We start from the raw sequence: 14,106 nt of genomic DNA, 5'->3' as shown, positions 1-14,106 counted from the left end.
AACTTCAGGGATCGTATGTTCAAGAAAATTGCTTTGATCGGTGTATTGGCTGTGACCGGTGTTGCCGGTGCTGCAGATGCAGACTTCACGCTTGTCAACCGCACGGGTTATGCACTCAATGAAGTTTATATCTCGCCCACGAAAATGGACAAGTGGGGCAAAGACCGTTTGGGCGACAACCAGTTGCTCAATAGCCAGGCGCGCAAGTTCAAGTTCGGTGATACCAAGCATTGTGTACAGGACATCAAAGTCGTGTTCACGGACGACGAATCTGAGGTCGAATGGGAGGGTTTCAACCTGTGTGAGCTGGACAAGATCACGCTGCGTTACAACCGCAAGACAGGCGACGTATCGGCCGACACCGAATAAACCTCCGCCTTTAATTTTCGATAGAGAGCCATGAAAGCCACACCCGTTCGTTTGCGCACCGAGAGTGCCGATTTTGAAAATGCTTTTCAGAGCCGGTTGCATTGGTCGGCCGACCAGGATGCCGCCATCGAGCAGCGGGTGGCCGACATCCTGGCCGACGTGCGCAAGCGTGGCGATGCCGCCGTGCTCGAATACACCGCCCGGTTCGACGCGCTGCAAGCCCCCACGCTGCAGGCGCTGGAGCTGACGCAGGCCGAACTCAAGGCCGCTTTTGACGCCATTCCCACCGCCCAGCGCGATGCCCTGCGGGCCGCCGCCGCACGGGTGCGCAGCTACCACGAGGCCCAAAAGAAGGCCTGCGGCGAGAGCTGGAGTTACCGCGATGCGGACGGCAGCCTGCTGGGCCAGAAAGTGACGCCGCTGGACCGCGTGGGCATCTACGTGCCCGGCGGCAAAGCGGCTTACCCGAGCAGCGTACTGATGAACGCCATTCCGGCGCACGTTGCCGGTGTGGGCGAAATCATCATGGTCGTGCCCACACCCAAAGGCGAGAAAAACCCGCTGGTACTGGCCGCCGCGTACGTGGCCGGCGTCACGCGCGCCTTCACCATCGGCGGTGCGCAGGCCGTGGCCGCGCTGGCCTACGGCACGCAGACCGTGCCCAAGGTAGACAAAATCACCGGCCCTGGTAACGCCTACGTGGCCAGCGCCAAGAAGCATGTGTTTGGCACCGTGGGCATCGACATGATCGCGGGCCCCAGCGAAATCCTCGTGCTGGCCGACGGCAGCACGCCCGCCGATTGGGTGGCCATGGACCTTTTCAGCCAGGCCGAACACGATGAGCTGGCGCAGAGCATCCTGCTGTGCCCGGATGCGGCCTACATTGACGCCGTGCAGCGCGAAATCGACCGCCTGCTGCCCACCATGCCGCGCGCCGAGATCATTGCCAAGAGCCTGACCGGCCGGGGGGCGCTGATCCATACGCGCAGCATGGAAGAGGCGTGCGACATTTCCAACCGCATCGCGCCCGAGCACCTCGAAATCTCCAGCCACGAACCGCACCGCTGGGAGCCGCTGCTCAAGCACGCGGGCGCCATCTTCCTGGGTGCCTATACCAGCGAGAGCCTGGGCGACTACTGCGCCGGCCCCAACCATGTGCTGCCCACCAGCGGTACGGCGCGTTTTTCCTCGCCGCTGGGCGTGTACGACTTCCAAAAGCGCAGCAGCCTCATCGAAGTGAGCAAGGCCGGTGCGCAAGTGCTGGGCCCGATCGCTGCCACCCTGGCCTATGGCGAGGGCCTGCAGGCGCATGCGCAGGCCGCGGAGATGCGGTTGAGCCGGAACCCGTCATAGATTCATGTGTATCGTGAATTTTCACGAAAATTGCCACGAGGGCATGCACAGCATGCGCAATGTGCTTCTCTTTTGATAGTGCACATGCTGGGTGCCCTGGTCTTTGTGCGCTGCATCTGGGCTGGGCTGTGCCTGCTGGCATGCACAGCCCTTGCGACCCAGGCCGCCTCGGCCATGCCCTGTGACGGCGCGCAGCGCATCCGTTTGCGCGTGCCCGTGGAACTGAGCGCACAGGAGCGCGCCCAATTGCGCGCCTTGCCGCCCCTGCGCATCTTTGCCGTGAACGCTCCGCCGATGGCGCAGTATGAAAAAGACCGAGATACCTACACCGGTATCAGCCCGGATGTGCTGTGCTTCATGGCGCAGCAGACCGGTTTGCGCTACGAATTCATCACCCGCCAGGAACTGACGGTTGCCGAGAAAATTCGGCAGGTGCAGGAGGGTCGTGCCGATGTGTTCGTCCCCCTGAGCCACCAGCCTGAGCGCGCGCGCAAGGGCATTTTCACGAAGTCTTATTACGCAAGCCAATATGCCGTCATCGCCCGCAAGGGGCGGCGTCTGTCTGTGGGCGCCAGCACCGATCTGGCGCAGTACCGCGTGGGCTTCATCGGTGGTGTGGCGCTCGAACCCATTTTGCGGGACATCGTGCCTGCATCCCAGTTGCACAGCTTCGATGCATCGGTGGTCGGCAAGGGCCTTTTTCAGGCACTGCGCAGTGACGCGATCGATGTGGCCGTTTTCAACACCGATTTCTTTTCGCAAGAGCGTTACCGGCATGATCTCTTTGATCTGGAAATCATTCAGACCCTGAGTGAATTCCCGCGCGCCTATAGTTTCTATTTCAGTCGTACACCAGAGCATGAGCGCGTCGTTGCGGTGTTGGACCGCTATCTGGCGGTCATGGACATTTCTGCATCCCTGGAAGCGCACGAAGTGGGCGAACGCCTGTTGATGGAGCGCTATGTGGCGCAGCGCAGCCAGCGCACTTTGCTGCTGGCGGCCAGCCTTGCTGCGGCACTGCTGGCCCTGGCGTCGTACGTAGCGCTGCGCAAGCACCGCAACCTGTCCCTGCGCCTGGCCGCCAGCCATGCACAAATTTTGGCGCAGCAACAGGCACTGCAGGCCGCCAATGAGGAGCTGGAGCGGTTGAGCCAGACCGATGGACTCACCCGCTTGGCCAACCGGCGCCACTTTGACCTGGTGCTGGCACGCGAACATGCAATCCATCGGCGCACAGGAGCTCCCTTGAGCTTGCTGCTGATCGACGTGGACCACTTCAAGCACGTGAACGACCACTTCGGCCATGCCGTGGGCGACGACTACTTGCGTGCCGTCGCCCGCACGCTTGAACGCGGTGTCGCCCGCGCCACAGATCTGGTGGCACGCTATGGCGGAGAGGAGTTCGCCTGTCTGCTGCCCGACACTGACCCTGAAAACGCCCGTGCGGTGGCTGAGCGCATTCGTGCCGGCGTGGCGGAACTTGATCTGCCCAACCCCCAAGCCGATATTCCATACCTGACGGTGAGTATTGGCCTTGCCAGCCTGCAAGGCGGTGAATACGGTGCGCCGGACTTGTTGGCCAGTGCCGACGCCCAGCTTTACGCCGCCAAACAGGCGGGGCGCAATAACGTGCGTTCGACGGTACTCTCTTCTACGCCCGTGACGCTGTAGACACGAATTTCGCGCAACACGAAATTCGTGCGACACGAATTTCGTGTAGAATAGTTACTATGAAGAATCTCACCATCACCGTCGATGACAACGTGCTGGAATGGGCGCGCATCGAAGCTGCGCGACGCGGCAGCAGTGTTTCGCGCATGGTGGGAGATTTTTTGGGTGAAATGCAGCGCCGCGAGGACGCTTATGAGCGTGCCTACCTTGCCTGGCGCACCGACGAGCGCACTTGGCGCTCGACGGGTGACGACGCACAGGTCACCGCTATGCCCCCCGAGGCGCCACGCAGCGTCAGCTTGGCCCGCAGCAACGCAGCCACGGTGCCGAACCAGCCATCGCCAGCGTTGGCCACCGACGCGCTGGTGTTTGTAGATACCTCGGTGCTGGTCGCCGCCGAAGACACCTCAGCGGGCGCTCTCTATACGCAGGTGCTGAACAGACTTGACCACCTCTGGCGCGAGCGCACCGGCCGTGTCAGCACGCAAGGTCTGACTGAATTCTATGAATCTGTCACAGGCCGCGCCCAGCATCCCCTGCCACAGGGCGATGCGCGGGCGGCCATCCGCCGCTACAACAGCTGGACACCCTGGCAGAACGACGCCGCCACGCTGGAGACTGCGTGGGCGCTGCAGGCACGCCACACCCTGGCCTGGGGTGACTGCCTGGCGCTGGCGGCTGCGCAGCACAGCGGCTGCGCAGCATTGCTGTCGCTGCACTTGCCCGAAGGTGAGCAGTACGGCGGCGTGCAGGTAGCCCACCCGTGCAGCGTGCACTTTGCCGCAGCTTGATGCTTGGCCGCATTTTGGACATTCGCCTTTGTTTTGACGGAGTGACCGACTGATGACATCCGATACATCCCTTTCCCCGGCGTTGCAGCGCATCCGTCCCGATGTGCGCACCATGCACGCCTATGTGGTGCAAAGCTCTGATGGTCTGCTGAAGATGGACGCCATGGAAAACCCCTTCGGCCTGCCTGCTCCATTGCAGGCCGCGCTGGGCCAGCGCCTGGGCGCATTGCCGCTCAACCGTTACCCGGGCGAGGGTGTGGCGCGCTTGCAGCACGCGCTGGCGCGCCATGTAGGCATGCCTGCCGACTGCGCCCTGGTGCTGGGCAATGGCTCGGACGAACTTATCACCCTGCTGGCGCTGGCCTGCGCCCAGCCGGGCGCCAAAGTGCTGGCGCCGGTGCCGGGCTTTGTCATGTACGCCATGAGCGCGCAGTTGCAAGGACTGGGTTTTGTCGGCGTGCCGCTTACGCCTGATTTTGAGCTAGACGAAGCGGCCATGCTGGCTGCCATTGCCGAGCACCGCCCGGCCATCACCTACATTGCCTATCCCAACAACCCCACGGCCACGCTGTGGGACGAGGCGGTGGTGCAGCGCATCGTGGATGCCGTGGGCGCATGCGGCGGTATCGTCGCCATGGACGAGGCCTACCAGCCTTTCGCCAGCCGCACTTGGCTCGATCGCATCCGCGCAGAACCTGCGCGCAACGGCCATGTGCTGTTGATGCGCACGCTCAGCAAGTTTGGCCTGGCCGGTGTGCGCCTGGGTTACCTGATCGGCCCGGCGGTGCTGGTGGGCGAGATCGACAAGGTGCGCCCCCCTTACAACGTGAGCGTGCTCAACTGCGAGGCAGCGCTGTTTGCGCTGGAACACGCCGAAGTTTTTGCTGAACAGGCGCGCGAACTGCGCGCGCAGCGCGAAGCGTTGCTGGCCGCCTTGCGCAGCATGCCCGGCATTCTGAAATGCTGGGACAGCGAAGCCAACATGGTGCTGGTGCGCGTCCAGGACGCCGCCCGCACCTTTACTGCCATGCGCGAGCGCAAGGTCCTCGTCAAGAACGTTTCTACAATGCATCCCATGCTGGCAAATTGCCTGCGCCTGACCGTCGGCTCTGCCGAGGACAATGCGCGCATGTTGCAAGCACTCCAGGCCTCACTATGACCTCTTCCGCACTCGTACCCTCCGCCACCACCGACCGCACGGCCGAAGTCAGCCGCAATACCGCCGAGACGCGCATCACCGTGCGCCTGAATCTCGACGGCACGGGCCAGTCCAGCCTGCACACCGGTATTGGTTTTTTTGACCACATGCTCGAGCAGATCGCACGCCATGGCCTGATCGACCTGGAAGTGCACGCCGAAGGCGATTTGCACATCGACGGCCACCACACGGTCGAAGACGTGGGTATCACCATTGGCCAGGCGTTCGCGCGTGCCGTGGGCGATAAAAAGGGCATCCGCCGCTATGGCCATGCCTATGTGCCGCTGGACGAAGCGCTCTCGCGCGTGGTCATCGACCTCTCGGGGCGCCCCGGCCTGGCGCTGAACATTCCGTTCACCAGCGGCATGATCGGCGCGTTTGACACCCAGCTCACGCACGAGTTTTTCCAGGGCTTCGTCAACCACGCGGGCGCTACGCTGCACATTGACAACCTGCGCGGCGTGAACGCACACCACCAGTGCGAAACCGCCTTCAAGGCCTTTGCGCGGGCCTTGCGCGCCGCCGTCGAGCGCGATCCGCGCAGTGCCGGCACCATTCCATCGACCAAAGGGTCGCTCTGAAAACTTTAGATAAAATAAGGCTCAACCGCTTATCTGGTGTGCGCTAGCAGCTATGAATTCAGTAGTAAAAATGGTGGCGGTCGTGGACTATGGCATGGGCAACCTGCGCTCGGTGTCGCAGGCCGTGCAGGCCGCCGCCGAGGGCAGTGGCTGGCAGGTGGTCGTCACCTCGCGCCCCGAGGAAGTGCGCGCTGCCCAGCGCCTCGTGCTGCCAGGGCAAGGCGCCATGCCCGATTGCATGCGCGAGCTGCACGAATCGGGGTTGCGCGATTCGGTACTGGAGGCCGCCGCTACCAAGCCGTTGTTTGGCGTGTGCGTGGGCATGCAGATGCTGCTGGACCACAGTGCCGAGGGTGACACGCCGGGCTTGGGCTTGATCCACGGTGAGGTGCTCAAATTTGACCTGGCAGGCCGCATCCAGCCCGATGGCAGCCGCTACAAGGTGCCGCAGATGGGCTGGAACCAGGTGCGCCAGCTGGCCCATGGCGGTGCAGTCCACCCGGTCTGGGCTGGGGTGCCTGACAACAGCTACTTCTACTTTGTGCACAGCTTTTATGCCCGGCCACTGGAGGCGATCCACTGTGCGGGCGAGGCCGACTACGGTGGCGCCTTTGCCGCAGCGATCGCACGCGATAATATTTTCGCCACGCAATTCCACCCGGAAAAAAGCGCTGAGCATGGCTTGCAGCTGTACCGCAATTTCCTGCACTGGAATCCGTGATCGCTTGCATTCATCGCCCGCTGCCGTTACAAGTTCGTTTCCCCGTCCTTTATCTCCGTTTGGGCTGAACCTGTCGAAGCCCCATTTTTCCCGAACCCACCATGCTTCTCATCCCCGCCATTGACCTCAAAGACGGCCACTGCGTTCGCCTCAAGCAAGGCGATATGGACCAATCCACCACCTTTGGCGAAGACCCCGCCGCCATGGCCCGCAAATGGGTGGATGCGGGTGCGCGCCGCCTGCATCTGGTGGACCTCAATGGTGCGTTCGCGGGAAAACCCAAAAATTACACCGCCATCAAGGCCATCCTGCGCGAAGTGGGAAACGACATTCCGGTGCAGTTGGGCGGTGGAATCCGTGACCTGGACACCATCGAAAAATACATCGATGGCGGCTTGCGCTACGTCATCATCGGCACCGCGGCGGTAAAAAACCCCGGCTTCCTCAAGGACGCATGCACGGCCTTTGGCGGTCACATCATCGTCGGCCTTGATGCCAAGGACGGCAAGGTCGCCACCGACGGCTGGAGCAAGCTCACCGGCCACGAAGTGGTGGACATGGCCAAGAAGTTCGAGGACTGGGGCGTTGAATCCATCATCTACACCGACATTGGGCGCGACGGCATGCTCTCGGGCATCAACATCGAGGCGACGGTGAAGCTGGCCCAGGCGCTCACCATCCCGGTCATTGCATCAGGCGGGCTCAGCAATATGTGCGACATCGAGCAACTTTGCGCCGTCGAGAGCGAAGGTGTCGAGGGCGTGATCTGCGGGCGCGCCATCTATTCGGGTGATCTCGACTTTGCTGCAGCCCAGGCGCGCGCCGACGAATTGCGCGGCTAGGCCGATTGGCTTCCAAAGGGCGCAGATTGCGCCCGCTTCAACACCGGGGCAGGCTCGCGCCGGTGTTCACGGCGTCCACGGTCTGCACCAGGGCTTCCCAGTACACCGGCAACGCCGCCCAAGGGTTGCCCACGCCCGTCGTGTAGTTGAACTCGCGCTCGGTGGCATACACCAGTCCTGCGTTGTTGCGGGCCGAGGCGGCGGCCTGTACGGCCGTCTGCATGGCGGAGCAGCTTGCGGTGTTGTGGATAAGCATGGCCTGCGCCTTGTTGGCGTAGGTGTAAAGCCAGGCGTTTTGCGTGCGCGGGTCGTACTTTTGGTACTCGGCTGCCGTGCCCTCGAAGCTGACCAGGGTGTCGGCCACACCCGCAAACTCGGCCGCAGGGACCATGCCCGGATTGCCCACCACGCGCAGGTTCGGGTCGATGGCCTTGATATAGCGGTAGATCTCTCGGTAAAAGTCGAGCTTTGAGGCCTCACTCGCCATTTCATCGAGAAAGAAGCCGCTGATACGCTCCCGCCCATAGAACTGCAGGTACTTGTCGATGTTCGCCTTGATGTCGGTGGTCGAGCGGCTGCCTTTGCCATAGCGGGTGTAGACATAACCCAGTACCGTGCCGCCTGCATCGACAAACTGCGTGGTCGCGCGGGAGAAATTGGCGTCGGCGCTGTTGAAGATGCCGTTGTTGGGGTTCATGATCGCCGTGATGGCCACCGAGGGATGGGCAGCGGCGCTGGCGGCCAGCGCATTCCAGGCAGAGCCTGTGGAGGGGTAGAAATAGGCCGGCACCAGTATTTCCATGCGCGCGGGCTGGGGGCGCTGAAAGATGGTTTGTGTGGCCGATCCGCTCTGGCCTGCCTCGGTGACCGTTGCGCTGATCTGCTGCCGTCCGGTCGCACTGCTGGTCAGCGTGCTCGAAGCAGCCCCCGCGCGGCTGGTGGGTGCGGCGGGGGTGAATACGCCCGAAGGCACCGAGAAGCGCACCACCGTGCCATCGGCCACCGCAGTGCCATTGACCGTGGCGCTGGCACGCACCGCAATCGGCGTGCCGACCGTAAACACATTGTCGGTTGTGCTGGGCGTTGTGATCTGCACGGCAATGACGGAAGGCGGGGTCTCGCCCGAATCACCGCCACCACAGGAGGCCAGGAGTGCGGTCAAGGGAAGGGCGCACAGGCGCAAAAGGGTGTGGGCTTGGTGCATGGTGTGTGATGGCGGTGGTGTCTTTGGCGGGATTGTGCCCGGCTTCATCGCCAGTGCGGCCTGGTGCAGCGGGTTTACTGCAGCATGAAGGTTCGGTATTCCAGCTGGTTGAGACTGCGGGTGAGCAGGGCCAGGCCCGTGGACAGTGTGACCAGGGTGGCCAGTGCAAAGCCATAACCGTAGAGTGCAGCGCCAAAGGCCAGCGTCAGGCCGGTCAGCACCACGTTGAGCACCACGAATTGAATGCACAGCAGCAGCACGGTGCGGCGCTGATCCAGGTAGAAGAAAACATTCAGGATGGCCATCAGTCCCACCTGGAGCCCTGCGCCAATGACCTGGACATGGAGCAGTGGCAAATACAGCCGCGAAATGCCCAAGCCGTCGAGAACGGCAGGCCCCGCCACGAAGGTGACGAGCACTGCCAGCGTCTGGATTTTGGCAATTTCACTCAGACCTTGCTGGATCGAGTAGACCATTTCATCGCGCATGGACTCGATGTATTCGAGCGAACCGCCGCTGCGCACGGCGTCGTAGAACTTGTCGTAGAACTCGACAAAATCGGTTTCTATGCGCACCAGGAAAACCGCCATGCCCGGAATGATGGACAGGTAGGACAGGAACACCGGCATGTCGTAGATCAGCGACGCTCGCAGCCCGCCAATGATGGCCTGCGACGTGGGCGGGAAGTACCAGAACATGAACTTGTCCGCCCAAATGCCCAGGTTGTAGAGCAGGCCAATCGCCATGAGCGATGGGTAGAGCATGCTGCGCCGGGCGAAATCAAAGGCCACGAGGCGGCCCGTGGGGTTGAATTCCCGCACCACCAGCAGCCACATGCCAGCGAGCAGCACGTAATTGCCCAGCACAAAACCACCGAGCAGGCCTTCTAGCCCATAGGGACGCAGCAACAGGGCGCTGGCCACAATCAGCAGATAGGACAGACCGAACAGCGTGACGATGACCTTGTAGCGTTTCATGCCCGACAGCAAGATGGTGAGCACCCAGACCCCGCACATCAGCGTGAAACCGGCCAGCATGAGCAAGCGGTACAGCAAACCCTGGCCGGGTAGCACCACGAACAGTGCCAGGCTGCCCAGGACGCCAGCCACCAGCAGCACAACCAGCAGCAGACCGTGCAGGTTGGGCAGCACCAGGTCTTTCTGTTTTTCAAACAGGCGGTCGGAGATAAAGCGTGTGAACGCCAGTTGCACCAGCCCGGTCAGAATCAGGCTGCTGGCAACCAGATAGGTCACCGAGGTCTGAAACTGCGTCACCAGGAACGAGGGCACCACCATGCCAACGCTCAAGATACCGATCAGCAGAATGCCCACGATGGAGAACACCCAGGGCCCGGAGCCGATCACGCCCGCATAGGCGTAGGCCTGCACCAGGCTGAGCAGTGTGTTCTTGCGCAGCATGTGGCGCAACTCAAAGCCAATGCCCGCCATCAGTGCGCTCCCCGGGCCCGAAGAAAGGCCTTTTCATAGACCGCGCGGTAGCGGTCGAACATCATCGTGTCGGTGTAATAGCGCTCGACGCGCGCGATCGCCGCATTGCTGGCGGCTTGCCATGCCGCAGGGTCGCTTAAAAGTGACAGCGCAGCGTCTGCCAGCTGCTGTGGATCGGCAATGGGAACGATCTTGCCCGATGGGCCGAGGGCCTGGTCCGCCGCATCCAGTCCTTCCACCAGCTGCCGGCACGAGCCTACATCGGTGGATACCGCGGGTACCCCGGCGGCGTAGCCCTCCAGCAGCACCAGCGGAAGCGCCTCGCTGATGGACGAAAGCACCACCAAGCCAATGCGTGGCATCAGGTCTTCGACCTTCTGGAAGCCCAGGAAACGGATGTTTTTTTCCAACCCCAGGCTGCGCACCAGGCTCTGGCATTCCTCCGCATAGGCGGGGTCTTCGTCGGCGGGGCCGGCAATCCAGCCTTCGGCGCCGGGCAGCTCGTTGGCCACACGCCGCATGGCGCGCACAAAGGTTTTAATGTCCTTGATGGGTACCACACGCCCGATCAGGCACAGCACCGGTGGCGGTGTGGCTGGGCGCTGCGCACGCAGCGGTGCAAAGCGTGCCAGCTCAATGCCATTGGGGATGTTGAAGGTGCGCTCGGGGGCAGCGCCATCGGCCACCTGGCGCAAACGATTGGCTTCGTAGAGGGCAATGATGGGGTCGGCCGAGGCATAGCAGTAGCGGCCTATCCATTCAAAAAAGTGGATCCACATCTGGCGGAAGTACGACAGCTCGGTCGGGTCGCGCTGGAAGATGTTGCGGTTGTCGCGGATCCACTCGCTCTTGAACAGGTCGATCTTGCGCTCCTTGGTGTAGATGCCATGCTCTGAAAGCACCAGTGGCGTACCCCGCGTCTGCTCCAGCAGACCGCCGAGAAAGCCCGCGTAACCTGTGGACGCGCAGTGCACTACGCGCACGGGAATCAATGCAGTTGCCACGCGCGCCAGCAGCCACAGGGGCTGGAACATGATGCGTACGGTCCAGAAAAAATCGACAAACGAAGGGTCGCTGCAGTGGTCCCGGTAGACGTTGCAGATGATCTCCCAGGCACGCTGGCTGTAGAGAAAATCTTCCATTTGTAGCCTGCCGCCCGGTCGCATCTGTAGCGCCACCTGGCGGAATACCTCCATGGTCTGGGGGCTGTCAGGCCCCTGGTGCAGGGCGTCGATCAACTGGTCGATCAGGGCGAATGCTTCGCGGTCGCCGCTGCGCTTGGCGGGCTGGTGGTGCGCGTTCAGATTGGCGTACAGGTAGTGCTCTTCGAAGTGCACTACGTTGTCGGGGAGCTGGTATTTGAATTCCTGGTAGTCCTCTCGGCGGCTGCCCAGAAATACGATGGCAAAACGGATTTCGGGATAGGCGCGGATGATCTGGTTGATCCAGCTGGAGACCCCCCCACTCACGTAGGGAAACGTGCCTTCCAGCACCAGTGCCACGTCGGCGCTTTCGGCCTTGCGTGTGTTCATCGTCCGCTCCAGTAGTCCACCACCGGGTGCAGACGCGGCAGGGCGCTCCACTGCCCCAGTTCCTGCATCAGCGCACGGGCCTGCGCAAAATCCTTGCGGTCAAAGCACAGCTCGGCCTGGTAAGGCAGCACGCGGGTGGCAGGCAGGCCCAGTTCACGCGCTTGCGCATAGGCCTGCGCGGCTTCGTCGGGGCGCTTTTGTTCGTGCAACAGGCGGCCGCGCCGCAAGCACAGCTGCGCGTTGTCCGCTTGCTCGTTCAGCACCCAGTCACAGTAGCGCAACGACTCCTGGATCGCATGCTTGCGCAGGTCGCCCTGGACGAGGTCCTGGTAAATCAACTCCCAGTACAGGTCAGACAAGCGCTGTGCGGATTCCAGGGTGCGGGTACCAAACTTTCCACTCTCCGCCTGCGCGGTGCGCAGCGTACCCATCTCGGCATCAATGTTGCTGTTGATGCGCTTTTCCAGTGTGTCCAACATGCCGTAGGCGAGCAGACGCAGGTCTTCGCTGGGGTCACTCAGCACCGTGCGCAGCAGCGGTGAGGCCGTGCGTCCTGAAACATATTGCAAAGCCACCATGGCGCGCAGGCGCGCTTGGAGGGGTGCATGGGTGTTGCCCAAGAAAGAACGCAGGCCTGCATGGCGAAAGTGGCCCTGGCGGCGCTGGTGCTGGTCGAATTCCGGCATCTGCAGCGATTCGAAATCCACATGCGTTGCGGGGGCGCGGTACAGCCGCAACACCAGCGCCGCCGCCAGCACGCCGAGAAAGCCCGCAATGGGAACGGCATAGCTGCAGACCATCATCAGCAAGACAATGCCCAGCCGGGGACGGGCTTGCCGGGTGGAGAGCAACGGAAACAGAAACAGCGACAGCATCACGCAGGCCAGTGCATGCACCAGCAGATAGCTGGCCAATGCGCTGTCCGTGTGCCCGCCCAGCAGCAGCGGGCCGCTCCAGGCGCCCAACTCCAGCAGTATTGCGGCGATGCCGAGCTTGAGGTTAACCATGGGCCAGGCCGTGGATGCGTTGCAGCACCGCCAGAGGGTTGTCGGCGGTCAGCGGCAGCACATGCGGGAACACCCCGGCTGCCGCCAGCGGCTGGGCGCCTTTTTGCTGCGACCAGGTTTCCAGGCGTTGGATATAGCCCTCGGCCGTGGCGGTATCGCCCAGCGGCATCAGCACAGCCAGAATCTGGCGCTCAGGAGTGGCAATCAGCCAGCATTCGTCCAGCTCGCGCTTGAGGCGCTGGATTTGCTGCGGCAGGTCGCGTCCAATGGCGCGTGGCAGAAATTCCAGCGCCACGATGATGCTGGGCACCTTGGTGTTGGCGCGGATGTGCGAGAGCCGCTGGGCCTCGAAGGCAAACGGGGCCGGGCAATCGGGCAGTTCCTGCAGGATGGGGCGCGCCAGGGCCTGCATGGACAGCCCGTCGGTGTAGTACCCCAAGAGCAGGTTGATGGTCTGCAGGTTTTCTGCCTGCAGCGAGAAAAAGGGCATCTCCTCCACCAGCAGCAGACCGTACAACTCACCGCCCAGATCCAGCAGCGGAGCAGCCACCAGGTAGCGGCTTTGCTGCTGCGCTGACAATGCCTGGTTGATATGGCACAGCTTGCGGGTTTCGATGGCCTGCTGTACCAAGGGGTCGTTCTCCAGCACCTGCCGGGGCGTGCCCAGGTTGGCCAGTGGCGTGGTGCCCAGCGCGTCGTCCACCACGGGGCACAGTGCAGCGGTTTCCAGCTGGCAGTACTGGGCGAGTAGCCGCAGCAATGTCTCGGGTCCCTGTGCATTGCTGCCCACGTCCTGCAGCGTGGACAGGGCATCGCGCATGGACATGGGACGGCCAATGAGCTCCTGTTCCAGGCGATCGTGCGACAGGCGCAGCAAGTAGTACTGGCGCACCAGGTGCTCCAGGCGCTGGTCTAAATACAGTTGCAAGGTTTCTGCGCGCCTGGTGCGCGCCTGCCACAGGCTGGAAAACTCGCCCACCAGCATGACCAGGATCAGCCCGCCAAGAAAGAACAACTGCGGAAAAGTGTCGTAGTGGCCCACGTTGAAGGCCAGCCAACCCACCAATAGCACGCCGGCGCCGCCCAGCCCTGCCAGGGGACCATACCGCAGGGCCAAAATAACCGGAGCCAGCCAGGACCAGGGGAAGTCCGCCGTACTCCAGAGGGGGTCCAGCGGGTTCCATGCAAAACCGAGCGTGAGCGCGATCAAGGGCAGCAGCAGCGTCTCGCCCAGCATGGCCCAGGGCCGGATCTCGGTGGCGGCCAGCTTTCCCAGCAGGGTGGTGGGCCAATGCGCCGGTCTGTGCGTCAGGGGTGCGGACGATTCGGAGCCTGCCAGCTGGCGGCGCGGTGCGGGGCTTTCGGAAGGACGGGTCATGGGCAGAGAAA

The 14,106-nt window shown here is 62.7% G+C and carries 13 protein-coding genes; 8 read left to right on the top strand and 5 right to left on the bottom strand.

All coding sequences use genetic code 11. From position 1 onward, the window contains the following. Positions 1-15 precede the first annotated feature (15 nt). From ACYVOC_RS03025 to hisA, 8 genes are all read left to right on the top strand, one after another. Positions 16-369 (top strand): hypothetical protein, encoded by a 354-nt coding sequence (locus ACYVOC_RS03025; RefSeq protein WP_116004825.1) that lies wholly within the window; start codon positions 16-18, stop codon positions 367-369. 30 nt (positions 370-399) lie between these two features. Next, entirely contained in the window at positions 400-1,722 is a 1,323-nt protein-coding gene (gene hisD, locus ACYVOC_RS03020) for a histidinol dehydrogenase (protein ID WP_461160835.1), read from the top strand. Positions 1,723-1,806: 84 nt separating this feature from the next. After that, entirely contained in the window at positions 1,807-3,393 is a 1,587-nt protein-coding gene (locus ACYVOC_RS03015; RefSeq protein WP_461160834.1) for a diguanylate cyclase, read from the top strand. A gap of 59 nt (positions 3,394-3,452) precedes the next feature. Beyond that, positions 3,453-4,184, top strand: coding sequence for a PIN domain-containing protein (locus tag ACYVOC_RS03010; protein WP_461160833.1), 732 nt, complete (start codon positions 3,453-3,455; stop codon positions 4,182-4,184). A gap of 52 nt (positions 4,185-4,236) precedes the next feature. Then, entirely contained in the window at positions 4,237-5,343 is a 1,107-nt protein-coding gene (gene hisC, locus ACYVOC_RS03005) for a histidinol-phosphate transaminase (RefSeq protein ID WP_461160832.1), read from the top strand. After that, positions 5,340-5,963: an imidazoleglycerol-phosphate dehydratase HisB gene (hisB, locus tag ACYVOC_RS03000; RefSeq protein ID WP_116004820.1), complete on the top strand. Its 624-nt coding sequence runs from the start codon at positions 5,340-5,342 to the stop codon at positions 5,961-5,963. The genes hisC and hisB overlap by 4 nt, the downstream gene beginning before the upstream one ends. Positions 5,964-6,015: 52 nt before the next feature. Further along, complete coding sequence (hisH, locus tag ACYVOC_RS02995; RefSeq protein WP_116004819.1) at positions 6,016-6,684, top strand: imidazole glycerol phosphate synthase subunit HisH; 669 nt, start codon at positions 6,016-6,018, stop codon at positions 6,682-6,684. Positions 6,685-6,785: 101 nt separating this feature from the next. Continuing rightward, entirely contained in the window at positions 6,786-7,526 is a 741-nt protein-coding gene (gene hisA / locus ACYVOC_RS02990) for a 1-(5-phosphoribosyl)-5-[(5-phosphoribosylamino)methylideneamino]imidazole-4-carboxamide isomerase (RefSeq protein WP_116004818.1), read from the top strand. A 37-nt stretch (positions 7,527-7,563) separates the two neighbouring features. On the opposite strand, the gene ACYVOC_RS02985 is transcribed toward hisA, so the two are convergent. From ACYVOC_RS02985 to ACYVOC_RS02965, 5 genes are all read right to left on the bottom strand, one after another. Beyond that, positions 7,564-8,730: a spherulation-specific family 4 protein gene (locus ACYVOC_RS02985; protein ID WP_461160831.1), complete on the bottom strand. Its 1,167-nt coding sequence runs from the start codon at positions 8,728-8,730 to the stop codon at positions 7,564-7,566. 74 nt (positions 8,731-8,804) lie between these two features. Further along, positions 8,805-10,178, bottom strand: coding sequence for an exopolysaccharide Pel transporter PelG (pelG, locus tag ACYVOC_RS02980; RefSeq protein WP_461160830.1), 1,374 nt, complete (start codon positions 10,176-10,178; stop codon positions 8,805-8,807). After that, positions 10,178-11,710, bottom strand: coding sequence for a GT4 family glycosyltransferase PelF (pelF, locus tag ACYVOC_RS02975; protein WP_461160829.1), 1,533 nt, complete (start codon positions 11,708-11,710; stop codon positions 10,178-10,180). Before pelF ends, pelG begins: the two co-directional genes overlap by 1 nt. Continuing rightward, positions 11,707-12,717, bottom strand: a complete 1,011-nt coding sequence (locus ACYVOC_RS02970; protein ID WP_116004814.1) for a hypothetical protein — start codon at positions 12,715-12,717, stop codon at positions 11,707-11,709. The genes pelF and ACYVOC_RS02970 overlap by 4 nt, the downstream gene beginning before the upstream one ends. Continuing rightward, on the bottom strand, positions 12,710-14,095 hold the full coding sequence (locus ACYVOC_RS02965) for a PelD GGDEF domain-containing protein (protein ID WP_461160828.1): 1,386 nt from the start codon (positions 14,093-14,095) through the stop codon (positions 12,710-12,712). Before ACYVOC_RS02965 ends, ACYVOC_RS02970 begins: the two co-directional genes overlap by 8 nt. Positions 14,096-14,106: the final 11 nt, after the last annotated feature.

The sequence above is a fragment of the Simplicispira piscis genome (assembly GCF_054783455.1).
The sequence above is the reverse complement of the archived record's forward strand: the minus strand, read 5'-3'. Positions and strand labels throughout refer to the sequence as shown.

Bases quoted from the DNA above. Each gene is read 5' to 3' on its own strand.
- ACYVOC_RS03025 (WP_116004825.1), top strand. From the start codon at position 16: ATGTTCAAGAAAATTGCTTTGATCGGTGTATTGGCTGTGACCGGTGTT.
- hisD (WP_461160835.1), top strand. From the start codon at position 400: ATGAAAGCCACACCCGTTCGTTTGCGCACCGAGAGTGCCGATTTTGAA.
- ACYVOC_RS03015 (WP_461160834.1), top strand. From the start codon at position 1,807: ATGCTGGGTGCCCTGGTCTTTGTGCGCTGCATCTGGGCTGGGCTGTGC.
- ACYVOC_RS03010 (WP_461160833.1), top strand. From the start codon at position 3,453: ATGAAGAATCTCACCATCACCGTCGATGACAACGTGCTGGAATGGGCG.
- hisC (WP_461160832.1), top strand. From the start codon at position 4,237: ATGACATCCGATACATCCCTTTCCCCGGCGTTGCAGCGCATCCGTCCC.
- hisB (WP_116004820.1), top strand. From the start codon at position 5,340: ATGACCTCTTCCGCACTCGTACCCTCCGCCACCACCGACCGCACGGCC.
- hisH (WP_116004819.1), top strand. From the start codon at position 6,016: ATGAATTCAGTAGTAAAAATGGTGGCGGTCGTGGACTATGGCATGGGC.
- hisA (WP_116004818.1), top strand. From the start codon at position 6,786: ATGCTTCTCATCCCCGCCATTGACCTCAAAGACGGCCACTGCGTTCGC.
- ACYVOC_RS02985 (WP_461160831.1), bottom strand. From the start codon at position 8,730: ATGCACCAAGCCCACACCCTTTTGCGCCTGTGCGCCCTTCCCTTGACC.
- pelG (WP_461160830.1), bottom strand. From the start codon at position 10,178: ATGGCGGGCATTGGCTTTGAGTTGCGCCACATGCTGCGCAAGAACACA.
- pelF (WP_461160829.1), bottom strand. From the start codon at position 11,710: ATGAACACACGCAAGGCCGAAAGCGCCGACGTGGCACTGGTGCTGGAA.
- ACYVOC_RS02970 (WP_116004814.1), bottom strand. From the start codon at position 12,717: ATGGTTAACCTCAAGCTCGGCATCGCCGCAATACTGCTGGAGTTGGGC.
- ACYVOC_RS02965 (WP_461160828.1), bottom strand. From the start codon at position 14,095: ATGACCCGTCCTTCCGAAAGCCCCGCACCGCGCCGCCAGCTGGCAGGC.